At 63.8% G+C, this 25,669-nt stretch carries 20 protein-coding genes; 14 read left to right on the top strand and 6 right to left on the bottom strand.

Annotated features, from left to right (window positions below; translation table 11 throughout):
* Window positions 1-39: 39 nt before the first annotated feature.
* Window positions 40-1,593 (top strand): TerC family protein, encoded by a 1,554-nt coding sequence (locus G559_RS0118405; RefSeq protein ID WP_028629655.1) that lies wholly within the window; start codon window positions 40-42, stop codon window positions 1,591-1,593.
* A gap of 251 nt (window positions 1,594-1,844) precedes the next feature.
* Here the strand turns inward: G559_RS0118405 and mscL are convergent, their stop codons facing one another.
* Window positions 1,845-2,255 (bottom strand): large-conductance mechanosensitive channel protein MscL, encoded by a 411-nt coding sequence (mscL, locus tag G559_RS0118400; RefSeq protein WP_028629654.1) that lies wholly within the window; start codon window positions 2,253-2,255, stop codon window positions 1,845-1,847.
* 210 nt (window positions 2,256-2,465) lie between these two features.
* On the opposite strand from mscL, the gene G559_RS0118395 reads away from it, so the two are divergent.
* From G559_RS0118395 to radA, 3 genes are all read left to right on the top strand, one after another.
* Entirely contained in the window at window positions 2,466-2,711 is a 246-nt protein-coding gene (locus tag G559_RS0118395; protein WP_028629653.1) for a YdcH family protein, read from the top strand.
* A gap of 79 nt (window positions 2,712-2,790) precedes the next feature.
* On the top strand, window positions 2,791-3,069 hold the full coding sequence (locus G559_RS0118390) for a hypothetical protein (RefSeq protein ID WP_028629652.1): 279 nt from the start codon (window positions 2,791-2,793) through the stop codon (window positions 3,067-3,069).
* Between the two features lie 43 nt (window positions 3,070-3,112).
* Entirely contained in the window at window positions 3,113-4,477 is a 1,365-nt protein-coding gene (gene radA / locus G559_RS0118385) for a DNA repair protein RadA (protein ID WP_028629651.1), read from the top strand.
* A gap of 46 nt (window positions 4,478-4,523) precedes the next feature.
* Here radA and G559_RS0118380 read toward each other — a convergent pair whose 3' ends face one another.
* Window positions 4,524-4,892, bottom strand: coding sequence for a PilZ domain-containing protein (locus G559_RS0118380; RefSeq protein ID WP_028629650.1), 369 nt, complete (start codon window positions 4,890-4,892; stop codon window positions 4,524-4,526).
* 200 nt (window positions 4,893-5,092) lie between these two features.
* Here G559_RS0118380 and G559_RS0118375 point away from each other — a divergent pair, with 200 nt between their 5' ends.
* The 3 genes from G559_RS0118375 (at window position 5,093) to G559_RS0118365 (ending at window position 8,037) form a co-directional block, all read left to right on the top strand.
* On the top strand, window positions 5,093-5,599 hold the full coding sequence (locus G559_RS0118375; protein ID WP_028629649.1) for a DUF3015 domain-containing protein: 507 nt from the start codon (window positions 5,093-5,095) through the stop codon (window positions 5,597-5,599).
* 154 nt (window positions 5,600-5,753) lie between these two features.
* On the top strand, window positions 5,754-7,820 hold the full coding sequence (locus tag G559_RS0118370; RefSeq protein ID WP_028629648.1) for a carbon starvation CstA family protein: 2,067 nt from the start codon (window positions 5,754-5,756) through the stop codon (window positions 7,818-7,820).
* Between the two features lie 13 nt (window positions 7,821-7,833).
* Entirely contained in the window at window positions 7,834-8,037 is a 204-nt protein-coding gene (locus tag G559_RS0118365; protein ID WP_028629647.1) for a YbdD/YjiX family protein, read from the top strand.
* 162 nt (window positions 8,038-8,199) lie between these two features.
* On the opposite strand, the gene glyA is transcribed toward G559_RS0118365, so the two are convergent.
* Together glyA and G559_RS0118355 are read right to left on the bottom strand one after the other, a co-directional pair.
* The gene (gene glyA / locus G559_RS0118360; protein WP_028629646.1) at window positions 8,200-9,453 is read right to left on the bottom strand and encodes a serine hydroxymethyltransferase; all 1,254 of its coding nucleotides are present in this window, start codon (window positions 9,451-9,453) and stop codon (window positions 8,200-8,202) included.
* 124 nt (window positions 9,454-9,577) lie between these two features.
* Complete coding sequence (locus G559_RS0118355; RefSeq protein WP_036997568.1) at window positions 9,578-13,717, bottom strand: sensor domain-containing protein; 4,140 nt, start codon at window positions 13,715-13,717, stop codon at window positions 9,578-9,580.
* A 340-nt stretch (window positions 13,718-14,057) separates the two neighbouring features.
* On the opposite strand from G559_RS0118355, the gene ettA reads away from it, so the two are divergent.
* The 3 genes from ettA (at window position 14,058) to gdhA (ending at window position 17,898) form a co-directional block, all read left to right on the top strand.
* Complete coding sequence (ettA, locus tag G559_RS0118350) at window positions 14,058-15,725, top strand: energy-dependent translational throttle protein EttA (RefSeq protein ID WP_028629644.1); 1,668 nt, start codon at window positions 14,058-14,060, stop codon at window positions 15,723-15,725.
* A gap of 53 nt (window positions 15,726-15,778) precedes the next feature.
* Window positions 15,779-16,309 (top strand): hypothetical protein, encoded by a 531-nt coding sequence (locus tag G559_RS0118345; protein WP_028629643.1) that lies wholly within the window; start codon window positions 15,779-15,781, stop codon window positions 16,307-16,309.
* A 254-nt stretch (window positions 16,310-16,563) separates the two neighbouring features.
* Window positions 16,564-17,898: an NADP-specific glutamate dehydrogenase gene (gene gdhA, locus G559_RS0118340; protein WP_028629642.1), complete on the top strand. Its 1,335-nt coding sequence runs from the start codon at window positions 16,564-16,566 to the stop codon at window positions 17,896-17,898.
* Window positions 17,899-18,000: 102 nt separating this feature from the next.
* Here gdhA and G559_RS0118335 read toward each other — a convergent pair whose 3' ends face one another.
* Together G559_RS0118335 and G559_RS0118330 are read right to left on the bottom strand one after the other, a co-directional pair.
* Complete coding sequence (locus G559_RS0118335; protein WP_028629641.1) at window positions 18,001-19,221, bottom strand: RtcB family protein; 1,221 nt, start codon at window positions 19,219-19,221, stop codon at window positions 18,001-18,003.
* A gap of 172 nt (window positions 19,222-19,393) precedes the next feature.
* Window positions 19,394-21,247, bottom strand: a complete 1,854-nt coding sequence (locus tag G559_RS0118330) for an Lnb N-terminal periplasmic domain-containing protein (RefSeq protein ID WP_028629640.1) — start codon at window positions 21,245-21,247, stop codon at window positions 19,394-19,396.
* Between the two features lie 164 nt (window positions 21,248-21,411).
* Here G559_RS0118330 and G559_RS0118325 point away from each other — a divergent pair, with 164 nt between their 5' ends.
* From G559_RS0118325 to G559_RS0118310, 4 genes are all read left to right on the top strand, one after another.
* Window positions 21,412-21,735 carry a TraR/DksA family transcriptional regulator gene (locus G559_RS0118325; RefSeq protein WP_028629639.1) on the top strand — a complete coding sequence of 108 codons (324 nt, stop codon included), beginning with the start codon at window positions 21,412-21,414 and terminating at the stop codon, window positions 21,733-21,735.
* An 88-nt stretch (window positions 21,736-21,823) separates the two neighbouring features.
* Entirely contained in the window at window positions 21,824-24,334 is a 2,511-nt protein-coding gene (locus tag G559_RS0118320) for a Lon protease family protein (RefSeq protein WP_028629638.1), read from the top strand.
* A 211-nt stretch (window positions 24,335-24,545) separates the two neighbouring features.
* Window positions 24,546-24,887 carry a PA4575 family protein gene (locus G559_RS0118315; RefSeq protein WP_028629637.1) on the top strand — a complete coding sequence of 114 codons (342 nt, stop codon included), beginning with the start codon at window positions 24,546-24,548 and terminating at the stop codon, window positions 24,885-24,887.
* 194 nt (window positions 24,888-25,081) lie between these two features.
* Window positions 25,082-25,576, top strand: coding sequence for a TIGR00645 family protein (locus tag G559_RS0118310; protein ID WP_028629636.1), 495 nt, complete (start codon window positions 25,082-25,084; stop codon window positions 25,574-25,576).
* Window positions 25,577-25,669: the final 93 nt, after the last annotated feature.

Below are 25,669 nucleotides of genomic sequence, written 5' to 3'. Positions count from 1 at the left end.
CGTGCCTGCCTGTGACCTTCTCCAGAGAGCCTGACCCCTATGGAATGGATAGTTGACCCTACGGCCTGGTTGGGCCTTTTGACCCTGATCGTTCTCGAAATCGTCCTCGGCATCGACAACCTGGTGTTCATCGCCATCCTGGCGGACAAGCTGCCGCCCCATCAGCGGGACCGCGCGCGGCTGATCGGCCTGTCCCTGGCCCTGGTGATGCGCTTGGGCCTGCTGGCCAGCATCTCCTGGTTGGTGACCCTGACCTCGCCCTTGTTCGAGGTGTTCGACAAGAGCTTCTCCGGCCGTGACCTGATCATGCTGTTCGGTGGTGTGTTCCTGCTGTTCAAGGCCACCATGGAGCTGCACGAGCGCCTGGAAGGCCGGGTTCATAGCCAGGGCGGCAGCCGTACCTATGCGCTGTTCTGGCCGGTCGTGGCGCAGATCGTGGTGCTGGATGCGGTGTTCTCCCTGGACGCGGTGATCACTGCCGTGGGCATGGTTGAGCACCTGGAAGTGATGATGATCGCCGTGGTCGTTTCCATCGGCCTGATGATCATCGCCAGCAAGCCGCTGACCGCCTTCGTCAACGCCCACCCGACGGTGATCATGCTGTGTCTGGGCTTCTTGATGATGATCGGCTTCAGCCTGACGGCCGAGGGCCTGGGCTTCCACATTCCGAAAGGCTACCTGTACGCCGCCATTGGTTTCTCGCTGCTGATCGAGGCCGCCAACCAATTGGTGCGCTGGCGCCGCAAGCGCCAGTTGCACGGCGGCCGCGAGCTGCGCGAACGCACCGCCCACGCCGTGTTGCGCCTGCTCGGTGGGCGCGGCGTGGAGGCAGACGAAGTGGGTGAGGACATCGCCGACCTGCTGGACGGTGGCGACGCCGGCAAAGTGCCCTTCGATCGCCGTGAGCGGATCATGATCAGTGGCGTTCTGGGGCTGGCCGAGCGTCCGATTCGTACCCTGATGACCAACCGCAGCGAGGTGGAACGTATCGACTTGCACGAGCCGCGCGAAAGCATTCGCGACGCCCTGCTGCGTTCGCCGCACTCGCGCCTGTTGGTGATCCGTGGTGGTGATGTGGATGAGCCCCTGGGCTACGTGCACAAGAAGGAGCTGCTGCGCGAGCTGCTCCAAGGCCAGCAGCCGGACTTCGAGCAAGTGCTTCGAGTCCCGCCGAACCTGCCGGAAAGTGCGTCGGTGCTGAGTGCCCTCGAGGAAATGCGCAGGGCGTCGACCCACGTGGCCTTTGTGGTCAACGAGTTCGGCGGCTTCGAAGGGCTGCTGACCATGACCGATATCCTCGAGTCCATCGCTGGCGAACTGCCCGATGCCAGCGAGGTGGACGGCCTGGACATCGAGCCCTGCGAGGGCGGCTGGAAAGTCAGCGGTGCGGTGAACCTGAGCCTCTTGGGTGAGCGCCTGGGCTTTTCCGCCAAGCCTGGCGAGGACTACCAGACCCTCGCCGGCCTGGCGATGAGCCTGCTGGACCGACTGCCGGTGACCGGCGACGCCCTGGAAGTGGAAGGTTGGCAGCTGGAGGTGGTCGAGGTGAAGGAGCGACGGGTGAACCGGTTGTTGCTCAAGCCCATCTCATAGATGGCCGGGGCGTAGAAGGGGCGAATTCATTGGCGCTGCCTGCATGACGTGTTGCAAGCAGCTGCATTGCCCCTGCAAGGCTCTTGCACCGATGGTCAATGTCTCGCAGCAGCTAACGCAGTAGCGAATTCATTCGCCAAGCTGACCGCAGGTCCGCCCTGCAAGCCCAAAGGGGCCGCTTCGCGGTTCGCCCCACAAGTAGCAACGGCGCCTATGAGGCGCCGTTGTCTTTTGCGGCCGTGCCGTCAGGACTACTTGTCCTGCTGCGCTTTGAGCAGGTCGCGAATCTCGGTCAGCAGTTCCTGCTCCTTGGTCGGTGCCGGCGGGGCTTCCGGTGCGGCGGCTTCTTCGCGCTTGAGCCGGTTGATCGCTTTCACCCCCATGAAGATCGCGAAAGCCACGATCACGAAGTCCAGAATGGTCTGGATGAACTTGCCGTAGCTCAGTACCACAGCCGGGATGTCGCCCTCGGCCGCCTTCAGGGTGACGGCCAGGTCGGAGAAGTCCACACCGCCGATCAACAGGCCAATGGGAGGCATGATCACATCGCCCACGAAGGACGAGACGATCTTGCCGAAGGCGGCGCCGATGATGATACCCACGGCCATGTCGACCACGTTGCCCTTGACGGCGAAGGCTTTGAATTCACTGATCAGACTCATGTTTCACTCCCTGAGGTTCTGGTTTTAGCGCTGAAGTGTAATTCAGCAAGTCGAGGCTGCCAGCGATGGCCACCTCCTTGTGCGGGCGCACATGCTAGGGCCCCGGCACCGGCCGTGCCAAGCTCGGGAGGAGATTCCGTCAGGTGGCGCTTTCCAGCGGCGGTGCCTGGTCTAGCCTGAGAGGGAGGCTGCAAGAGGAGGGTCGCTGCCATGCCACTAGAACATCATCCGCTCAACCGTGAATTCCCGGAGTTCAAGGACACCATGCGCTCGCTGCTGCAGAGCGATGCGCACTTTGCCCGGTTGGCGGGGGAGTACCAGAGCCTGGATTCGCAAATCTACGAAGTCGAGGACGGCAACAAAGCCCTCGACGACAACGCTTTGCACGGACTTAAGGTCCAGCGAGTTGCACTCAAGGACGAAATTGCCCGAATGCTCAAGAGCGCCAAGGGCTGATGCCTTGATTTGATCGGGGTCAACAGGGTGCGGAAGGTGGACGGATAGGCTGGAGCATCCACTATCCGGAGCCTGTGCCATGCCTGCCACCACTCAAATGCCCGGCGCGGACTTTTCGTCTGCGTTGTCCGTTTCGCCTGAACGTCAGGAAGCCGTCGAACGCCTGGAACGCCTGCAACAGCAGTACGAGCTGCTGCAACGACGTATCGCGCGTGTCGAGGAAGGTAGCGAGCCACTGGACGGCTCCAGCCTGACCGCGCTGCGCATGCGCCTGGACGGCCTGCGTGAGGATCTGGAGCGCCAGCGTCGGCGGGCCAGCGGTCAGTGCTGCAACTGTGGGGGCGGCTGCCGAGGCTGATCCGCTATCATGCGGGCTTTCGTGTTTCTGACGGAGTCCGCTGATGGCCAAGGCCAAGCGCATGTACGGCTGCACCGAGTGCGGCGCCACCTTCCCCAAATGGGCCGGCCAGTGTGCCGACTGTGGGGCTTGGAACACCCTGGTGGAAACCGTGCTGGAGGGCACTGCTGCCAGCTCGAACGGGCGTACCGGCTGGACCGGCCAGCAGGCGCAGATCAAGACCCTGGCCGAGGTCAGCGTCGAGGAGATGCCGCGCTTCTCCACCGCCTCCACCGAGCTGGATCGCGTCCTTGGCGGCGGCCTGGTGGACGGTTCTGTGGTGTTGATCGGTGGCGATCCCGGCATCGGCAAGTCCACCATCCTCTTGCAGACCCTCTGCAACATCGCTGCGCGCTTCCCCGCGCTCTACGTCACGGGTGAAGAGTCCCAGCAGCAGGTCGCCATGCGCGCCCGTCGTCTCGGTTTGCCGGAAGACAAGCTCAAGGTGATGACCGAAACCTGCATCGAAAGCATCATCGCCACCGCGCGGCTAGAGAAGCCGAAGGTGATGGTGATCGACTCCATCCAGACCATCTTCACTGAACAACTGCAGTCGGCGCCCGGCGGCGTTTCCCAGGTCCGCGAGAGTGCGGCCTTGCTGGTGCGCTTCGCCAAACAGAGCGGCACGGCGATCTTCCTGGTCGGCCACGTGACCAAGGAAGGTGCCCTGGCCGGTCCGCGCGTGCTGGAGCACATGGTGGACACGGTGCTGTATTTCGAGGGCGAGTCAGACGGCCGCCTGCGCCTGCTGCGGGCGGTGAAGAATCGCTTCGGTGCGGTCAACGAACTGGGCGTGTTCGGCATGACCGACAAGGGCCTGAAAGAAGTTTCCAACCCTTCGGCGATCTTCCTCACCCGGGCTCAGGAATCCGTGCCCGGCAGTGTGGTGATGGCCACGTGGGAAGGCTCCCGGCCCATGCTGGTGGAGGTCCAGGCCCTGGTGGACACCAGCCACCTGGCCAACCCCCGCCGCGTGACCCTGGGCCTGGACCAGAACCGCTTGGCCATGCTGCTCGCGGTGCTGCATCGCCATGGCGGCATCCCCACGTATGACCAGGACGTGTTCCTCAACGTGGTGGGTGGTGTGAAGGTGCTGGAAACCGCGTCCGACCTGGCGCTGATCGCCGCAATCATCTCCAGCCTGCGCAATCGCCCGCTGGCTCATGACGTGCTGGTGTTCGGTGAGGTGGGCCTGTCCGGCGAGGTTCGTCCGGTACCCAGCGGTCAGGAGCGCTTGAAAGAAGCGGCCAAGCACGGCTTCAAACGCGCGATCGTGCCCAGGGGCAATGCGCCCAAGGAAGACCCGCCCGGCCTGAGCGTGGTGGCGGTGACGCGTCTGGAGCAGGCATTGGATGCGTTGTTCGAGTAGCGGGAAGCCGGACATTCGCCCCTACAAGGAGCGTTTGCCCGGAGGGCTATTCTTCGCCCAGCGCATGCAGCTCGCGCTCCAGCAGCTCTTCACTGCCCAGGTTGAGCTCCACCAGGCGGCGTAGATGACTGATGGAGTCCAGGTCGATATGGCAGCAGATGAAACCGAGCTGGTCGTCCTGGGCGCGGGTCAGCTCCACTTCCATCGCGACCTGGACGTCGGCGCCCAGGTCAATGCACACATCGAATGGTTTCGCCGGGTCGCCATCCCAATCCGCCGGACGAATCACAAGCAGGCCCTTGAGGGAAATATCGTGCAGCTCCGCCGTCCAGCGCTTATCGCCCTGGGATATTTCGGTGGCGGCGTCGAAGTTGATGCGCTGGAAGCGCCGACGTTCGCTGGCGGTTTCACTCATGTCCATGCTCCTGCGAGATTTCAACCACTATAGCCAAGGCTGGTGGTGGGGGACGCCGAGTTTCAGGTCAAAAGGTGGTGCCTGTCGCGCCGGACAGCGCTGGAACCCGGCAAGGCGTGCCGGGGCCAGTTTGACAGTTCCCTGTCTGTCGCCAAAGCTGCTTAGGCGGTTTTTCTATAAATCCATGCGGAGCGCAAATAATGGATAAGCGACTGCTTAGCAAGGGGTTGATCGTGGGGCTGCTGGGCGCAGCCAGCTTGGCGGCGCAGGCCGACCAGGCCGGTGGCGGCGGCTGCGGTTGGGGCAACATGCTGTTCGAAGGGCAGCGCGGTCTGGTCCCGCACCTGCTGGCAACCACCACCAACGGTACTTCCGGCAACGCCACCTTCGGCCTCACATCGGGCACCAACGGTTGCGACTCCAGCGTTCGACTCGGTTACGGCGGCCGCTCGCTCCTGGCGATGAACGGCATGCTGGACAACATCGCTGAGGATATGGCCCAGGGCCAAGGCGAGGCGCTGGATGCCTATGCCACCCTGCTGGGCATCGAGCAGGCCGACCGTGCTCACTTCGCACAGGTTACCCAGGCCAACTTCTCCACCATCTTCTCTTCCCCCGACGCGACCGGTGAGCAAGTACTGGCAGCTACCCTTGACGTGATGAGCCGCGACCAGCAGTTGGCTCGCTACGCGAAGCTGCCGAGCTAAGTTCTGCAAGGCATAAGGAAGCCGGGCGATGCCCGGCTTTTTTCTAGTACTCAGTCGTTGAAAAGGCCATTCCAGAGCCTGCACGGGCACCGGCTGCGTCCAGGGGAACTAAGCTTGTGCGGCAGCTTGTCTGTTCACCCATTCGGAGCTCCCTATGAACAACAACAACAGCGTCCTGCGCCACCTGCCCTGGGCAGTACTGGCTGTGGTCGGCGCCTGTGCCCTGGGTGTCGTCGCATTGCGCCGTGGCGAAGCGATCAACGCCCTGTGGATAGTGGTCGCCGCGGTTGCCCTCTACCTGGTTGCCTATCGCTACTACAGCCTGTTCATCGCAACCCGAGTGATGCAGCTGGACCCCGCTCGCGCCACGCCCGCGATCATCCACAACGACGGTCTCGACTACGTCCCGACCAACAAGCACGTGCTCTTCGGGCACCACTTCGCCGCCATCGCCGGCGCTGGTCCGCTAGTGGGGCCGGTGCTCGCCGCGCAGATGGGCTACCTGCCCGGTACGCTCTGGCTGATCGCCGGTGTGGTCCTGGCCGGTGCGGTGCAGGACTTCATGGTGCTGTTCATTTCCAGCCGCCGCGATGGCCGTTCCCTGGGCGAACTGGTGCGCGAGGAAATGGGTCAGGTGCCCGGTACCATCGCACTGTTCGGCGCTTTCCTGATCATGGTCATCATCCTCGCGGTGCTTTCGCTGATCGTGGTGAAGGCCCTGGCTGAGAGCCCCTGGGGCATGTTCACGGTGATGGCGACCATCCCCATCGCGATGTTGATGGGAATCTACATGCGCTACATCCGCCCCGGCCGCATCGGTGAAATCTCGGTGGTGGGCGTGGCGTTGCTGCTGGCCTCCATCTGGCTCGGTGGCCAGGTGGCCGCCGACCCGGTCTGGGGCCCGGCCTTCACCTTCACCGGCGTGCAGATCACCTGGATGCTCATCGGCTACGGCTTCGTCGCCGCCGTGCTGCCGGTGTGGCTGGTGCTGGCACCGCGCGACTACCTGTCGACCTTCCTGAAAATCGGCACCATCGTGGCGCTCGCCATCGGCATCCTGATCACCATGCCAGACCTGAAGATGCCGGCCCTGACCCAGTTCGTCGACGGCACCGGTCCGGTGTGGAAGGGCGCCCTGTTCCCCTTCCTGTTCATCACCATCGCCTGTGGTGCCGTGTCTGGCTTCCATGCGCTGATCTCCTCGGGCACCACGCCCAAGCTGCTGGCCAGCGAGTCTCATGCCCGCTACATCGGCTACGGCGGCATGCTGATGGAGTCCTTCGTTGCCATCATGGCCATGGTTGCTGCTTCGGTGATCGAGCCGGGCGTGTACTTCGCAATGAATAGCCCGCCGGCCGTGGTGGGTGCGGATGTCGCCAGTGTCGCTGCGACTGTCAGCAGCTGGGGCTTCGCCATCACGCCCGAGCAGTTGGAGGCCACCGCCAAGGACATTGGTGAGCACACTATCCTGGCCCGCGCCGGTGGTGCGCCGACGTTGGCCGTGGGTATCGCGCAGATCCTCCACCAGCTGCTGCCGGGTGAGAACACCATGGCTTTCTGGTACCACTTCGCGATCCTCTTCGAGGCGCTGTTCATCCTCACCGCGGTGGATGCCGGGACCCGTGCCGGTCGCTTCATGCTGCAGGACCTGCTGGGTGAGTTCGTTCCGGCACTCAGCAACACCGAGTCCTGGACCGCCAACGTCATCGCCACCGCTGGTTGCGTGGCCCTTTGGGGCTGGTTGCTGTACCAGGGCGTGATTGACCCGTTGGGTGGCATCAACACCCTGTGGCCGCTGTTCGGCATCTCCAATCAGATGCTCGCCGGTATCGCCCTGATGCTGGGCTGCGTGGTGCTGATCAAGATGAAACGTCAGCGTTATGTGTGGGTGACGCTGATTCCGGCCACCTGGCTGTTGATCTGCACCATTACGGCAGGTGTGATCAAGCTGGTGGACCCGAACCCGGCCGTCGGTTTCCTGGCCTTGGCCCAGAAGTACAGCGATGCTGCCGCCGCTGGCCAGATCCTGGCCCCGGCCAAGGACATGGGTCAGATGCAGCACGTGATCTTCAACGCCTACACCAATGCCGGGCTGACCGTGCTGTTTCTCTTCGTGGTGCTGAGCATCCTGTTCTACGCCATCAAGGTAGGGCGCGGCGCCTGGATGAAGCCGGAGCGCACGGACAAGGAATCGCCCTTCCAGACGATTCCGGAAGCATGAGGAGGACCCGGGTATGTTCAATGACCTGAACCGCATGGGGAAGTACCTGGGCCAGGCCGCGCGCATGCTGGTCGGTATGCCCGACTACGACAACTACGTCGAGCACACGCGCAGCAAGCACCCGGACAAGCCGGTGATGACCTATGAGGAGTTCTTCCGCGAACGGCAGGAAGCCCGCTACGGCGGCGGCAAGGGGCGGCCGGTGCGATGCTGCTGAGCTGACCGGCTGCTGGTCGAAGCGCCACGCATTGTTGTGGCGCTTCTTTTTGGGCGCGGCTGTTTCGCCGGCCATGCGATATCCAGGTTCGCCTGCCCAACGAATCCACCGCCCATGAAAAAGCCCGGCATGTGCCGGGCTCGTTCGTCGCGGGTCTGTCGCTTACTTGCCGTAAACCGGCAGCTTGGCGCAGATCGCCTTGACCTGTTCGCGAACGCGGTCGACCACGGACTCGTCGCCCATGTTTTCCAGGATGTCGCAGATCCAGGTGGCCAGCTCGCGGCACTCGACTTCCTTGAAGCCACGCGTGGTCACGGCCGGGGTGCCGATGCGCAGGCCGGAGGTCACGAAGGGCGAGCGCGGGTCGTTCGGTACGGAGTTCTTGTTCACGGTGATGAAGGCACGACCCAGGGCGGCATCGGCGTCTTTACCGGTGATGTCCTGCTTGATCAGGCTGAGCAGGAACAGGTGGTTCTGGGTACCGCCGGACACTACGTCGAAGCCACGGTCGATGAACACCTGTGCCATGGCTTGGGCGTTCTTCACCACTTGCTGCTGGTACGCCTTGAACTCGGGCTGCAGGGCTTCCTTGAAGCACACGGCCTTGGCGGCGATGACGTGCTCCAGCGGGCCACCCTGGGCGCCCGGGAATACGGCGGAGTTCAGCTTTTTCTCGATCTCTTCGTTCTTGCGAGCGAGGATCAGGCCGCCGCGCGGGCCGCGCAGGGTCTTGTGGGTGGTGGTGGTGACCACGTCAGCGAACGGTACCGGGTTCGGGTACACGCCAGCGGCAACCAGGCCGGCCACGTGGGCCATGTCGACGAACAGGTAGGCGCCTACCTTGTCGGCGATGGCGCGGAAGCGCGGGAAGTCGAGGATCTGCGAGTAGGCGGAGAAGCCGGCGACGATCATCTTCGGCTTGTGCTCGACGGCCAGGCGCTCGACTTCGTCGTAGTCGATCAGGCCGTTGGCGTCGATGCCGTACTGCACGGCGTTGTACAGCTTGCCGGAGGAGGAGACGCTGGCGCCGTGGGTCAGGTGACCGCCGTGGGCCAGGCTCATGCCGAGGATGGTGTCACCGGCCGACAGCAGGGCCAGGTAGACGGCCGAGTTGGCTTGGGAGCCGGCGTGGGGCTGGACGTTGGCATAGTCGGCGCCGAACAGCTCTTTGGCGCGATCGATGGCCAGTTGCTCGACAACGTCGACGTACTCGCAACCACCGTAGTAGCGCTTGCCCGGGTAGCCTTCGGCGTACTTGTTGGTCAGCACCGAGCCCTGGGCTTCCATCACCGCCGGGCTGGTGTAGTTCTCGGAGGCGATCAGCTCGATGTGCTCTTCCTGGCGCTGGGCTTCTTGCTCCATGGCAGCAAACAGGTCGGCATCGTAGCGGGCGAGGGTCAAATCACGGCTGAACATGGCGGTCCTCTTAGGGAACGGTGCAGGGGAAAGGCGCGCATTCTAACCGATCGGTCGCTGGCTGGCATATGAAGGTCGGTCATGTGACAGACAAGTGGCCTTCATCTCGTCCGTGGCGCGCGATTCAGCTGAGGATGAAGTTGGCGCTGGTGCCAAACAGGCGCTCGAACTGGGCGGCCGGCACGGGGTGGCCGAACAGGTAGCCTTGAACTTCGTCGCAGCCGTGTTCGCGGAGGAAGTTGAGCTGGGCATGGGTTTCCACGCCTTCGGCGATGACCGCCAGGTTCAGGCTGTGGGCCATGGCGATGATTGCGCGGGCAATCTGCGCGTCGCGCTCGCCGTCGGGCAGGCCGTCAACGAAGCTGCGGTCGATCTTCAGTACGTCGATGGGGAACTGCTTGAGGTAGTTGAGCGAGGAGTAACCCGTGCCGAAGTCGTCTACCGCGATGCACAGGCCGAGGCGTTTGAGGTTTTCCAGGATGGCCATGGCCTGTCCCACGTCGCGCATCAGGATGCTCTCGGTCAGTTCCAGCTCCAGGCAGGCCGGCGGCAGGCCACTGTCTTCGATGATGTCGGCGATGCGTTCGGCCAGTTGGCCATCGGCGAACTGGCGGGCGGAAATGTTCACCGAGATCTTCGGCAGGCGCATCTTGGCCCGGTGCCAGGCCTTGAGCTGGCGGCAGGCCTCGTTCAGTACCCATTCGCCCACCTGCACCACCAGGCCGAGTTCTTCCAATACCGGGACAAACTCCCCTGGCGGTACCAGGCCGCGCGTGGGATGGCGCCAGCGCAGCAGGGCCTCTACGCCGGTCAGGCGCTTGCCATCGCCGGAGAACTGCGGTTGGTAGTACAGCAGGAACTCGCCCTGTTCCAGCGCGTGGCGCAGGTCGCTTTCCAGTTCCAGGCGCTCCAGAGCACGGGCGTTCATGTCCGCCTGGTAGAACTGGAAGTTGTTCTTGCCGCGTTCCTTGGCGTGATACATGGCGGTGTCGGCGTTCTTCATCAGTTGGCTCAGCTCGCGGCCATCCTGGGGCGAGAGGGCAATGCCAATACTGGCCGTGACGAAGAACTCGCGACCTTCGAGGACGAAAGGACGGGCCAGGCTGTCGAGGATCTGCTCGGCGACGTGGATGGCCCGGTTCAGTGCGCCTTCGCGGGTGGCGCGGGGTTGCAGCAGCAGGGTGAACTCGTCCCCACCCATGCGCGCCACGGTGTCGTCTTCGAGGACGCACGCCGCCAGGCGCACGGCCACGTCCTTGAGCATGCGGTCGCCTGCGGCATGGCCGAGGGAGTCGTTGATCGGCTTGAAGCGGTCCAGGTCGAGGAACATCAGCACCACCCATTCCTGGTGCCGTTCGGCGTACTGCAGGGCGGTGTGGAGACGGTCCTGGAACAGGGTGCGGTTGGGCAGGTGGGTCAGACCGTCGTAGTAGGCGAGGCGATGGATGCGCTGTTCGCTGGCCTTGCGCTCGCTGATGTCGCTGAAGAAGCAGACATAGCTGACCAGGTCGCCGTCTTCATCATGCACGGCGGTGATGCCGACCCAGGCTGGGTAGTTGTCGCCCATGCGTCGCTTGAGCCAGATCTCGCCTTCCCAGCTGCCGCGCAGGTTGAGCTGGCCAATGATGTAGTTGAGCTGCTCGGCCTGCTGGCGGTCGGCGGTGAGCGTCGCGGGCAACTGGTCCAGCACCTCGCGGGCGGAGTAGCCGGTGATTCGGCTGAAGGCTTCGTTGACCTGGACGATGTAGCCGGCCGGGTCGGTGACGAGGATGGCCGAGGTGGAATGCTCGAATACCGTGGCGGCCATGCGCATCTCTTTCTCGGCGCGGCGCTGCTGGCTGATGTCGCGGCCGACGCCGAGCATGCCCTCGAAGCGTCCGTACTCGTCCCACATCAGCATGGTGCGCAGTTCCACCGGGATCTTCTGCCCGTCGGCGCGCATGCAGTCGAAGAGGAACAGCCGCGCGGGCATCTGGCTGCGCAGCTCGGTCAGGCGCTGCGGATTGCCCAGGGCGTTGCGAATCTGCTCCAGCTGATCGAACAGATTCATCATCTGTCGCGGGTCGGCGGCCAGGCCGTTGAAGCCGTTGGCCAGGGTCCAGTCAACGCTGTAGCCGAGTACCGGCATCACCGAGGGGCTGACGTAGTTGAGCCGCAGTTCGCTATCGGTGGTGAAGATCACGTCGCTGATGCTTTCGGCCAACATGCGGTAGCGGCGTCCACTCTCGCGCATGGATTCGGTGGCCTCGATCTGTTCGGTGATGTCCTTGGCCACGCCGATCAGGCGGCTGACCCGACCTTTCTCGTCACGGGCCAGGGCCTGCTCACGCACGTCGAACCAGTGCCAACTGCCATCCTTGTGGCGCCAGCGCAGCTGGCACTGCAGCAGCATGCCGTCGCCCACTACCTGTTGCAGGCTGCGCACGCGCCAGTACTGCTCGGTATCGTCCGGATGCAGCAGCTCTTCCCAGAAGCGTTCGCCCATCTTGCGGACATCGTCACGGCCATAGCCCAGCTGCTGGGCGAGACGGTTGTTGGTGAGCATCACCCGCTTGCTGATGATGTCGTGGACGTAGAGGGTGTCGGGCACCGCCAGCACCACATCGGACCAGAAGCGCTCGCGCTCGATCAGCGAGAGCTCCACCTGCTTGCGGCTGGTGATGTCGTTGATGCTGAGGGTGACGGCTTCCAGGTCCTGGATCATGCTCGGCAGGTGCAGCACCAGCCAGATGTGCCGCATCTGGCCCTGGGCAGTGACGATCTGGCTCTCCATCTCCAGGTGCTTGTTGCCGCCCAGCAGGGCCGCCATCAGTTGGAAGCGGATGCCACCTTCGCGCAGGGGATGGGAGCCGATCAGTTGTCGCCAGGCCTGCTCGCTGCTGCTGACTTCCAGCAGGTGCATGGCGACCTGGTTGACTTCGGTGATGCGCAGCAGGCGCAGCAGCTCTGCGTGGCGCTGCGGATTGTCCTTGATCCACGTGGCCAGGCTGGTGCGGTCACGCATGCCGTTCTGGATGAGGTACTTGCGCAGGTCGGCAAGGTCGAGCACGCAGAGGGCGATACCGCCCCCTTCGAAAATGTCCTGGTAGCGCCGTCGGGTTTCCTGCAGAACGCGCAGGGCGCGTTGCTCTTCGGTGACGTCGCGCAACACCCAGACATAGCCGAGCAGTTGGGCGCCGTCGTTGAGGTCGTTGCGGGTGACGGCCAGTAGGCGCTGTTCGCCGCTTCGCTGGAACTGCACCAGGTCCGAACCCAGATCCTGGTCCAGGCCGGGGGCGTTGAGCAGTAGCGGGTCCAGGCCCGGCAGCAGCGCCAGCAGGTGATGCTCCTGGGCGGCGTCTGCGCTGATGCCGAACAGGGCTTCGGCCTGCGGGTTGAGGTAGCTCAGGCGGCCATCCACCTGGGTCACCAGTACGCGCTCCTCGATCACGCCGAGGGCGCTGGCGGCCTGGCGAAGGGAGCGACGCGAGGCGTCGTTGAGTTCGCGCAGGCCGCGTTGTTCACGTTGCAGGTAGTAGAGAGCGATCAGCGCCAGGCTGGCGCTGATGAGGAACAGCAGCAGCTTGCTGAGCAGCTCTGGCAGCAGGCTGGCGCGTACCTGGCGTTCGTCGTGCAAGGCGCGGAGCTGCCAGTCACTGTGGTCGAGTGGCGAGACGAGGATGGTCTGCACTTCCTGCTCTGCGGTTACCGGCATCACGATGGAGGTGTCGCGTCGCGGTTTGCCGCTCTGCGCCAGGACCCGCTGGAGGACGCGATCCTCCAGCAGCCATCGATAATCGCGGTCCTGATGCTTTAGCAGCCAGGTACGGATGGCATCGGCGTCGAGACGCAGCGCCCAGTAGCCGCTGGGCTCGGGCAGGGGAGATTGGCGCAGGATCAGGTAGACCTCGCCACGGCCCTGGGGACTGAAAGCGTAGTGGTAGATCTCGCCTTCGCCTCGCTGGACCAGGCTGGCCAGGAACAGGGCGTCGTCGTTGCCGGCCTGGGTATCGGCCAGCACGCCGCCGTTGGGGTTGAGCCACACCAGGCTGTTGATCGACGGCAGGATGGGGCGCAGCAGGTCCAGTTCGACCAGCTCCTGGTCTTTATTCCGGGGATTGGGGGGCTGCTGGCGAAGCAGGGCGAGAACGGCGTCCGCCTTCATCTGCATGACCAGTTCAAGGTGACTGGCCAGCTCGCGGGTCAGGGTGTAATTGCGGTCCCGCGCACCGTCCTGCAACTGTCGGTATTCCTGGTGCAACTGCCAGAGCAGCAGGGCCAGCATCAGGAGCACAAGGCCTACCAGCAGGCCCTTGACCGAACCGCGCGCGGGGACGCTGGCCAGAGGGAGTCCTGGCTCGTGCTGGGCTGGCGGGCGTGGGTTGGCTGGCACGGATGGCGTTCCTGCTACTGCTCGATTGGCAGGTGACGGGGTGTCCCGGACCCTGGGGCCCGCGGACCGGCTAGCATGCCTTGAAGGCCTCCAAAGTGCCAGTACGAACGACGAGCGTCGTTTGCCCTCCCCGGTGCATTCCGGTAGCTTTGCCGCACGCGCGCGGGAGCGCCTGTTCCCAAATTGTCGCTCCCCGCCTTATCCACTATTTGTCACAGCACCAAGGTCAGCCATGGCTCAATACGTCTACACCATGCACCGGGTCGGCAAGGTCGTGCCCCCGAAGCGTGAGATTCTCAAAGACATTTCCCTGTCCTTCTTCCCGGGCGCCAAGATCGGCGTGCTCGGCCTGAACGGCGCAGGTAAGTCGACCCTCCTGCGCATCATGGCCGGGGTGGATACCGAGATCGATGGTGAAGCCCGCCCGATGCCCGGCATCAAGGTCGGCTATCTGCCCCAGGAACCCAAGCTGGACCCGACCAAGAGCGTGCGTGACATCGTCGAAGAGGCGGTGGGCGAGATCAAGCAGGCCCAGGCCCGCCTGGACGAGGTCTACGCTGCCTACGCCGAGCCGGACGCCGACTTCGACGCCCTGGCCGCCGAGCAGGCCAAGCTGGAAGCCATTCTCCAGGCTTCCGACGGCCACAACCTGGAGCGCCAGCTGGAAGTCGCCGCCGACGCCCTGCGCCTGCCCGCCTGGGACGCGAAGATCGAACACCTCTCCGGCGGTGAGAAGCGCCGAGTGGCCCTTTGCCGCCTGCTGCTGTCGGCCCCCGACATGCTGCTGCTGGACGAACCGACCAACCACCTGGACGCCGACTCCGTGGCCTGGCTGGAGCACTTCCTCCACGACTTCCCCGGCACCGTGGTAGCCATTACCCACGACCGTTACTTCCTCGACAACGTCGCTGGCTGGATCCTCGAGCTGGACCGTGGCCACGGCATCCCCTTCGAGGGCAACTACTCCGGCTGGCTGGAATCCAAGGCCAACCGCCTGGCCCAGGAAGCCAAGCAGGAAGCCTCCCACGCCAAGGCCATGAAGGCCGAACTGGAGTGGGTGCGCCAGGGCGCCAAGGCTCGTCAGTCCAAGTCCAAGGCCCGTCTGCAACGCTTCGAGGAAATGCAATCGCAGGAATTCCAGAAGCGCAGCGAAACCAACGAGATCTACATCCCGGCTGGTCCGCGCCTGGGCGACAAAGTCATCGAACTGCACAACGTCACCAAGGGCTATGGCGATCGCGTACTGATCGAAAACCTGTCCCTGAGCATTCCGAAAGGCGCCATCGTTGGCGTGATCGGCGGCAACGGTGCTGGCAAGTCCACCCTGTTCCGCATGCTGACCGGCAAGGAGCAGCCGGATTCCGGCACCATCGAGATCGGTGAAACCGTGCAGATCGCCAGCGTCGACCAGAGCCGCGACAGCCTGGAAGGCACCAAAACCGTGTGGGAGCAGGTCTCCGACGGTTTCGAGCAGATCAAGATCGGCAGCTACGAAGTCCCGTCGCGCAGCTACGTCGGCCGCTTCAACTTCAAGGGCGCCGACCAGCAGAAGTTCGTCAAGGACCTCTCCGGTGGTGAGCGTGGCCGCCTGCACCTGGCCCTGACCCTGAAGCAGGGCGGCAACGTGCTGCTGCTCGACGAACCGTCCAACGACCTCGACGTGGAAACCCTGCGTGCGCTGGAAGAAGCGCTGCTGGACTTCCCCGGCGCCGCCATCGTGATTTCCCACGATCGCTGGTTCCTGGACCGTATCGCCACCCACATCCTCTCCTACGAGGACGACGGCAAGGTGAGCTTCTTCGAAGGCAACTACACCGAGTTCGAAGCGGACCGCAAGAAGCGCCTGGGCGACGCGGCATCCCAGCCGCACCGTGTGCGTTACAAGAAGCTGGCGCAGTAAGCGCCAACGCGACAACGGAGCCGCAAGGCTCCGTTTTCGTTTCTGGAGGTTCGATGAAAGGATTCAACCACTATCTGTTCTGGCTCTCGACCCTGGCGCTGTTCGGCGTCTGCGGCTTGTACTTCTCCTTCTATCCCTCTCCGGCCTGGAAGCTGGGCGCCGTGCCCTGTTCCCTGGTGCTGGGGGGCGGGCTCTATGCCTGGCTCGCGCGGCGTGAGCGTTTCAGCACCCTGTTCGGTCTGGAAACCGATGCCGCCCGCTGGTCATTGCACCTGATGCTGGGGTCGCTACTGGTGCTGGTGGTCTGGGGCGCCTTGCAGGTTCCGGCAGCCGCGCTCTACACCCAGTGGTTGGGGCAGGACGCCGAATTCGCCGCGCGGGTGCTGGACAAGGACGATGGCGGCCTGGGCTGCCAGTTCCGCGTTGAGCTGGTGCTGGACGATGCGGCCGTTGGCGTCGGCGTCTGCGTGCCTGAGGATACCTGGTACTCCCTGCCGGATCGCGGCGCGGTGGTGATGCGTGGCAAGCGCAGCGGACTGGGTATCAATCCCCGTCAGGTGTTGCGGCAATCTGCGGGGCGCTGATTCTCCCCGCTGTCTTGTGAATCGGCATGGTGCGCTGAGCGCACATCGCTGGTGCGAATTTTCGTTGGAGTAACCGGACGCCGGCACCCTCGAATAGCAGGATTTCTAGGGAGATTCCGCTTTTCAGGATGCGGATTTATAGGTATTGCACCAAAAAGATTCAAATATGCGTCATTTTGCCCTATCGAGGTGCTGGTCAGATTGATAGAGTCTCGCGCCATAAATTGTTCATAAAAGAAAAATTGGTGAGAGTCATGACGCAATCTGTCGACGCCTTCCTGCTGCGCCTGAAGCAACGCGACCCCGACCAGCCTGAGTTCCATCAGGCTGTGGAAGAGGTGCTGCGCAGCCTGTGGCCATTCCTTGAGGCCAACCCGCAGTACCTGGAGGCCGGCATCATCGAACGGATCGTCGAGCCGGAGCGTGCCGTCCTGTTCCGGGTGCCTTGGGTCGACGATCAGGGCCGGGTCCGGGTCAACCGCGGATTCCGCGTGCAGATGAGCAGTGCCATCGGACCCTACAAGGGCGGCCTGCGCTTCCATCCGTCGGTGAACCTCGGCGTCCTGAAGTTTCTCGCCTTCGAACAGGTGTTCAAGAACTCCCTGACTTCGCTGCCCATGGGCGGTGGCAAGGGCGGCTCGGACTTCGACCCCAAGGGCAAGAGCGACGCCGAAGTCATGCGCTTCTGCCAGTCCTTCATGAGTGAGCTGTACCGCCACATCGGTGCCGATCTCGACGTGCCGGCCGGTGATATCGGCGTTGGCGCCCGTGAGATCGGTTTCCTGTTCGGCCAATACAAGCGCCTCTCCAACGAATTCACTTCGGTGTTCACCGGCAAGGGGCTGGCCTACGGCGGTAGCCTGATTCGCCCGGAGGCCACTGGTTACGGCTGTGTCTACTTCGCTCAGGAAATGCTCAAGGGCATCGGTCGCGACGTCGATGGTCAGCGTGTGGCCATTTCCGGCTCCGGCAATGTGGCCCAGTACGCAGCGCAGAAGGTGATGGAGCTAGGCGGCAAGGTGATTTCCCTGTCCGACTCGGAAGGTACCCTGTTTGCCGAGGCCGGCCTGACCCAGGAGCAGTGGTCGGCGCTGATGGAGCTGAAGAACGTTCGCCGTGGTCGACTCAGCGAGTTGAGCGGCACAGGCCTGCGCTTCCTGCCGGGCCAGCGTCCCTGGGCACTGCCCTGCGACATCGCGCTGCCCTGCGCGACCCAGAACGAGCTGGATGCCGAAGACGCCCGGGCGCTGTTGGCCAATGGCTGCGTCTGCGTTGCCGAGGGCGCCAACATGCCGTCCACCCTGCAGGCTGTGGATATCTTCACTGAGGCGGGGATCCTCTTTGCACCTGGCAAGGCGTCCAACGCCGGCGGCGTGGCCACCAGCGGCCTGGAGATGAGCCAGAACGCCATGCGTCTGCACTGGACCGCCGGCGAGGTGGACCAGCGCCTGCACGGCATCATGCAGAACATCCACCACGCCTGTGTGAGCTACGGTGAGGAAAACGGGCGGGTGAACTACGTCAAGGGCGCCAACATTGCCGGCTTCGTGAAAGTGGCCGACGCAATGCTGGCGCAGGGCGTGGTGTAACTACCGCGCTCTGCCGGGTGCAGCGAAGTCCCTTGTTGGGCTTCGCTGCGCTCTGCCACAACCTGCACGTGTAATCGCGAGAGGCCTTGCGCCCGCGCGGCGTCAGCCCTTGACGCAGACCACCTGGCGCAGGGTATGCACCACTTCCACCAGGTCGCGCTGAGCCGCCATCACGGCATCGATATCCTTGTAGGCCATGGGGATCTCGTCGATCACATCCTTGTCCTTGCGGCACTCCACGTGGGCGGTGGCGCGGGCCTGGTCTTCCACGGTGAACAGCTTCTTCGCCCGCCCTCGGCTCATCGTGCGACCGGCACCGTGGCTGCAGGAGCAGAAGGCGTCCTCGTTACCCAGTCCGCGGACGATGAAGCTCTTGGCGCCCATGGAGCCGGGGATGATGCCCAGCTCGCCTTTCTGCGCCGACACCGCGCCCTTGCGCGTCACCAGCACTTCGCGGCCGAAGTGCTGTTCCCTCTGCACGTAGTTGTGGTGGCAGTTCACCGCTTCCAGGCTGGCCTCGAAGGGTTTGCCGATGGCCTTGCGCGCGGCAGCAATCACCGCCTGCATCATCAAGGCGCGGTTCTGCCGGGCGAAGTCCTGGGCCCAGCCCACCGCTTCCACGTAGTCGTCGAAGTGCTTGCTGCCTTCTTCGAAGTACGCGAGGTCGCGATCCGGCAAGTTGGCCAGGTGCTGGCGCATATCGGCCTGCGCCAGCTCGATGAACAGGCTGCCAATGGCATTGCCCACCCCGCGCGAGCCGCTGTGCAACATGAACCAGACCCGGTCGGCCTCGTCCAGGCAGACCTCGATGAAGTGGTTGCCGGTCCCCAGGGTGCCGAGGTGATGGCGGTTGTTGGTCTTTTCCAGTCGCGGGTACTTGGCGGTGATCGCCTTGAAACGCCTGGAGAGCGAGCGCCAGGCCTGGTCGGTGGCATCCGGTACGTCATCCCAGGCGCCCTGGTCGCGTTTGCCGAAGGTCTTGCCGTGGGGGACGGCACGCTCGATGGCGCTGCGCAGACCGCGGAGGTTGTCCGGTAGGTCGGCGGCGCGCAGGGAGGTAAGGGCGGCAATCATCCCGCAGCCGATGTCCACGCCGACGGCGGCAGGAATGATGGCGCCTACGGTGGGGATCACGCTGCCGATGGTCGACCCCTTGCCCAGGTGCACGTCGGGCATCACCGCGAGGTGCTTGAAGATGAAGGGCATCTTCGCGGTATTGATCAGTTGCTGGCGGGCTTCCTCTTCCACTGGGACGCCTTGGGTCCAGAGCTTGATCGGCTTGCCGTTGGATACTTCCAGCAATTGGGGGCCGTTGGTGTTCATCTGCGTCGCCTGACGAGGGGGTGGATAACCATTCTGGGCCCGTTGTGATGGGGCAGGCGCGCATCTTACCGACGGAACTCGGGGTTTCGTACCTCAACCCATCCTGCAGATCAGGCCAGACCTACCACGCAGGATGGCGTAGAGCGAAGCGAAACCCATCATCCAGCGCCAATCAGTAGTGGTACCACTTCAGCTCCAGCATCACCTCGTTGACCGGCGCGGCGAGCTGGCTGAACTCCCGCTGGGCTGTCAGGCGCAGCCCGAGGTTGCGGGAAATGTCCCATTGCTGATTGAGGGACAGGCGGCGGCGGACTTCGCCATTGTGGAAGTAGTCGCCGGAGGCTTCCAGGCTGAGGCTGCCCAGTGGGTTGTGCCAGAGCAGGCCGGTATTGAAGCCTGCGGCAGTGGCGATGAAGGGTGCGAAGTCTTCGTTGTGCTCGATGCGTGCGGTGGCCAGGGCGAAACCCAATGCATCTTCGGCAAGCTGCCAGGAGCCGCCGACACCGCCGTTGAGGTGGCTGACCAGGCGCTCGTCGCCGTCTTCTCCGAGCACGCGTTCCAGCCCCCCGGCCACCTGCCAGGACCAGGGTTTGAGTAGCTCGCCGCGCGGCGTCAGCGAGCGGATGGTCGCCAGGTCCAGGCGTTGCAGCTGCCAGTGGTTGTCCTCGTACTGGCGCAGCTTGAGCTGGAGGATTTCGATCTGCGCGCCCAGCGGGAAGCCGGAGAGGTTGTCGTTGAGGTCGTGGTAGGCCATGCGCAGGCCATACTCGGCGAAGGAGCGGTCTTCACGTGTGCCGGCCCCTAGCTGCCAGGTTCGCGACTCGTGACCTTCCTCGGGCAGGCTGGGGCGCTCGATGTCCAGTTCCGGTGGTGGGTTGCGGTTGATGCCTTGCAGCAACTTGTAGCTGCGCATGGCGTTCTCGCGGGTGCGCTCCTCACCGGTGGAGTGGTAGCGCACCAGACGGAACGCCGCGTCCTGGATCAGCGCGCGCCGCGGCGCGGGGAGGGCGAGGAAAGCCGGGTCGTCCAGCAGTTTCTCGTCGTCGGCCAGACGCAGCACCCACTGCTGTTCGGCGTCATCCAGGGGTGCAGCGCGGGCCAGCAGTTCCTTCTCCCGCGAGGGTCGGTAGTCGATGGACTCCACCAGGCCGGCCTGTTTGACCGCGCGTACGGTGTCGGTCGGGATGGCGGTGATCGGGAAATGGTCGGTGAGTTCGATGCCGGGGCGGGCGATTTCCAGCAGTTCCAGCAGACGATAGGAGCAGTTCTCATCGAAGAAGTAGTAATCGAAACGGATCTGCTTCAGCTCCCAGACATGCTCAACCATGCGCCCTGTTTCCTCGGCAGTGAGGTTCAGGCGGTATTCCCAGAGGTCACGGTTCTCCAGGCGGCTGTATTCCTTGAGCTTGTCGCGGTAGGGCACCAGGGCGAACAGTCCGGGGTAGCCACCCATCAGGCCCTTCCAGGCGTAGAGGATGCTGTTGTCGGCCCCCTCGATGAAGGCACCGAAGTTCAGCGCATAGCTGAGCATTACGGTGTTGTTTTCGTGGATGTCCGGCTGGTCGATGCGCAGCAGGGTGTGGCCGAACATGGACGAGGGGCTGTTGAGGTAGGCCGCGGGAAACACCAGGACCGTGCTGTGTGGGTTGACGTCGGCGTACCAGGCCTTGAACTCGCTGCAGGCCGGCTGCGGCAGGTCGGTGAGCTGGAGTTGCTCGCGCAGCCAGCGGGTGCGCGCCGGGTAGGTGCATTGCGGGTGCTTGTCGCCAAGATCAGCCGGGGCATAGAGCGCGTCCAGGGTGGCGCGCAGTTCGTCGGCCGGATTGTTCGGCCCACCCTCGGCGAGGAAGAAATCAGCGTCATCCACATAGCTGCGCCAGCCGCCCAGTTTGCCGGTCTCGTAATGACCCAGGGCGATCCAGTAAGGATCGTCCGCCAATGCCTGGAGGCGTTCGGCGGGGACTTCGGGAGCAGCGTGGGCGGTGATCCAGGTGCACAAGGCGAGGTACGGGAAAATCCGTTTCAAGGGCGCAGCTCTTCTTGGTGAGAGGTTCTTCGGCCGGAGCTTTGGGTAAGGCCGGGGCGGGTGTCAAGCAAGGCGATGGCCGGCATTTGCGCAAGTTTGCCGGAGTGGGATGCAGGCTGCGTTACAGCGTCCACACTTAGGGGGTGAACTGGGGAGATTCCAATATGACCGCTACTGACCCTATGGCCACACTCGATGCCCTGATTGCGGAGTACACCGCTCGCGCCAACGCCATTCGCGAGGACCTGGCCCGCAGCCACTCGCCGGATTTCGCCGAGCAGGCGATCCAGCGGGAGAACGACGAAGTGCTCGAGGCCATCCTTGCCGAGACTCAGGCGGCCCTGCGCCGCGTGGGTATGGCCAAGCTACGCCTGGCCGACGGCAGCTACGGTTATTGCCAGCGTTGCGGCGAGCTCATAGAGCCGGCGCGCCTGGCTGTGCTGCCGGCGGCCGAGTACTGCCTGGGCTGCGCTGACCTGGCCCATTGATCAGCTCTGGCGCAATGCCTTGCCAGTGATGTCAGGGCGGCGCCAGAATGCGGCCATTGCTTTCTTGCCGAGCCATTAAGGACACTCGATGCCTGACTCCTTCGCTGCCAGCCTGCGACTGACGCCCGATGCGCTGACCCGTCCCTTCGAGCCGGACCAGTTCAGCTTCAAGACCACTGACGACCTGGAGCCCTTCCGGGGCGTGCTCGGCCAGGAACGTGCGGTAGAGGCCCTGCAGTTCGGTGTGGCCATGCCTCGCCCCGGGTACAACGTCTATGTGATGGGCGAGCCGGGCACCGGCCGCTTTTCCTTCGTCCAGCGTTACCTCAAGGCCGAGGGCAAACGCCTGGACACGCCGGCGGACTGGGTTTACGTCAACCACTTCGACGAGCCGCGCGAACCCCGTGCCTTGCAGTTGCCAGCAGGCGAGGCGCAGGACTTCATCTGCGACATCGAACAGCTTGTGGATAACCTCCTGTCCACCTTCCCGGCGGTGTTCGAGACGCCCACCTTCCAACAGAAGAAGAGCGCCATCGACCGCGCCTTCAACCAGCGCTATGACCGCGCCCTGGACGTGATCGAGCGCCTGGCCCTGGAGAAGGACGTCGCCCTTTATCGCGATAGCGCGAACATCGCCTTCACCCCGATGAAGGACGGCAAGGCCCTGGACGAGGCGGACTTCGCCCAGTTGGAAGAGGCCGAGCGCGAGCGTTTTCACGACGACATTGCAATTCTGGAAGAGCGCCTGAACGAGGAGCTGTCCAGCCTGCCGCAGTGGAAGCGCGAGTCCAGCAACCAGTTGCGCCAGCTGAACGAGGAAACCATTACCCAGGCTCTGCAGCCGCTGCTTTCTCCCCTGTCGGAAAAGTATGCGGAGAATGCCGGTGTGGTGGCTTACCTGCAGGCCATGCAGGTCAACCTGCTGAAGACGGTGGTGGACCAACTGCTGGACGAAAAGCCGGATGCCCAGCGCCGAGAGCTGCTGGAAGAGCAGTACTGTCCCAGCCTGGTGGTGGGGCACCATGCCAACGGCGGTGCTCCCGTGGTGTTCGAGTCCCATCCCACTTACGACAACCTGTTCGGCCGTATCGAGTACGGCACCGATCAGGGCGCCCTCTACACCAGCTATCGCCAACTGCGTCCGGGAGCGATACACCGCGCCAACGGCGGCTTCCTGGTGCTGGAGGCTGAGAAACTGCTCGGCGAACCCTTCGTCTGGGATGCGTTGAAGCGTGCGCTGCATTCGCGTCAGCTGAAGATGGAGTCCCCTCTCGCGGAGCTGGGCCGCCTGGCCACCGTGACCCTCACGCCGCAGGTGATTCCGCTTCAGGTGAAGGTGGTTATCATTGGCTCGCGCCAGCTCTACTACACGCTGCAGGACCTGGACCCGGACTTCCAGGAGATGTTCCGTGTGCTGGTGGACTTCGATGAAGAGATCGCCCTGTCCGACGACAGCCTGGAACAGTTCGCCCAGTTGCTGAAAACCCGCACCTCGGAAGAGGGCATGGCGCCGCTCAGCGCCGCTGCCGTCGCCCGTCTGGCAACCTACAGCGCCCGTCTGGCCGAGCATCAGGGACGTTTGTCGGCGCGTATCGGCGACCTGTTCCAACTGGTCAGCGAGGCTGACTTCATCCGCCAACTGGCCGGCGCACCGGTGACCGGTGCCGACCATATCGATCGCGCGCTCAAGGCCAAGGCCACCCGCACCGGTCGGGTTTCCGCGCGCATTCTCGATGACATGCTGGCAGGCGTCATCCTGATCGATACCGCCGGTGCGGCCGTAGGCAAGTGCAATGGCCTGACGGTGCTGGAAGTGGGCGATTCGGCCTTCGGTGTACCGGCGCGGATTTCCGCCACCGTCTACCCGGGCAGTTCGGGAATCGTCGACATCGAACGTGAGGTCAACCTCGGCCAGCCGATCCACTCCAAGGGCGTGATGATCCTCACGGGCTACCTCGGCAGTCGTTATGCCCAGGAGTTCCCGCTGGAGATTTCCGCGAGCATCGCCCTGGAGCAGTCCTACGGCTACGTGGACGGCGACAGCGCTTCCCTGGGTGAAGCCTGCACGCTGATCTCTGCGTTGTCGCGCACGCCGCTCAAGCAGTGCTTCGCCATCACCGGCTCGATCAACCAGTTCGGTGAAGTGCAGGCGGTGGGTGGGGTCAACGAGAAGATCGAGGGTTTCTTCCGTCTCTGCGAGGCTCGTGGCCTGACGGGCGAGCAGGGCGTGATCATCCCCCACGCCAACGTCACCACCCTGATGCTCGACGAGCGCGTACTGGACGCGGTGCGCAAAGGCCGCTTCCACGTCTATGCGGTTCGCCAGGCCGACGAGGCCCTCAGCCTGCTGGTAGGCGAACCGGCCGGTGTGCCGGACGACAAGGGCCAGTTCCCGGAGGGCAGCGTCAACGCCCGCGTGGTGGCGCGCCTGCGGGAAATCGCCGAGATGGGCCTGGAAGAAGAAGAGAAGGCCGCGCCGGCCCAGGAAGTGGTGGAGGCCGTTGCCAAAGCTGCTTCGCCGCCCAAACCGGCGCGCAAGGTGCCGAAGCAGGGGCCCGGCAAGGCGCCGGGTGCGGACAAGACCCAGGGCCAGGCCTGAACCTGCGCCGACTGGCTGCACCGGATCGGGTTCCCGGTGTGGCTGGTCGGTCATTGAGCGGTAGGGGCGAATGCTTGCGTAGCCTGCGTCCCGCCACTTTTCCCTCACGCTGTTCACAGGGTTATCCACAGCTCGCGTGGATAAGCATCGTGCTTTCGCAGGTCCCAACTCGGGTGTAGGCTGAAAACAGGCCTCTGCGAGGAAAGCCGCCATGACGCGCAACCTCTGCCTTACCCGCCAGTGCCTGGGACTGGTGACCCGGATCGAATGCGTGATCCGTCCGTTGGCGGGAGAGAATGGACTCTGGACACTGCTCTGTGCGGCAGGAATGTCGGGCGAGCAGCCCTCGGCGATCAAAGCCCAGGGCCCATTCCACGGACCTCTCGTGGCAGAGTCGGTACTGTCCGCGATAGCGGATTGCCTGGCTGAGCAGGGTTACACCGAAGCCCATGACCCGCCGATCTGGCGCCTGCACCTGCAGGGTGAGCTACGCCGCATCAACGGCACACGTTGCCGGAACCTCGGCGACTACCAGTTCCGCCCCGAAACCTGACGGCTTCCTGGTTGGACAGCTTTTGAGCAACTGCCGCTGGCCGGCGGGTGATGGGGCGTCTACTGGACACTCCAGGGCTCATGCACAGACTTATCCACAGTGTTTGGGGATATGCCTGTAGCGTTGCCATTATTTTTCTGTAGGAAGCACGCCGTTATACTCGCGGCCGGTTTATTTGCTGACTACGAGAAGCCATGGAACGCTTACTAGAAAATTCGATGTACGCCGCGCGCTGGTTGCTGGCTCCCATTTACTTCGGCCTGTCCCTGGCGTTGCTGGCGCTGACCCTGAAATTCTTCCAGGAGGTGTGGCACATCCTGCCCCATGTGTTCGAGAAGACCGAGGCGGACCTGATCCTGGTGCTGCTCTCGCTGATCGACATGTCCCTGGTGGGCGGTCTGCTGGTTATGGTGATGATCTCCGGCTACGAGAACTTCGTCTCGCAACTGGATATCGATGATGACAAGGAGAAGCTGAGCTGGCTCGGCAAGATGGATTCCGGCTCGCTGAAAATGAAGGTGGCCGCGTCCATCGTGGCGATTTCCTCCATCCACCTGCTGCGCATCTTCATGGACGCGCAGAACATCGATAACGACAAGATCATGTGGTACGTGGTCCTGCACATGACCTTCGTTATCTCTGCTTTCGCCATGGGCTACCTGGACAAGATGACCAAGCACGACCACTGATTCGCACTTCTTTGCCGTCCATGCCGCCCGGCCGCTGAAAAGCGGACGGGCGGTTGCGTTTCTGCCGTCGGTATTTGGCGCTGTGCATTAGAT

Source organism: Metapseudomonas resinovorans DSM 21078, from assembly GCF_000423545.1.
Taxonomy (GTDB): domain Bacteria; phylum Pseudomonadota; class Gammaproteobacteria; order Pseudomonadales; family Pseudomonadaceae; genus Metapseudomonas; species Metapseudomonas resinovorans.
The sequence above is the reverse complement of the archived record's forward strand: the minus strand, read 5'-3'. Positions and strand labels throughout refer to the sequence as shown.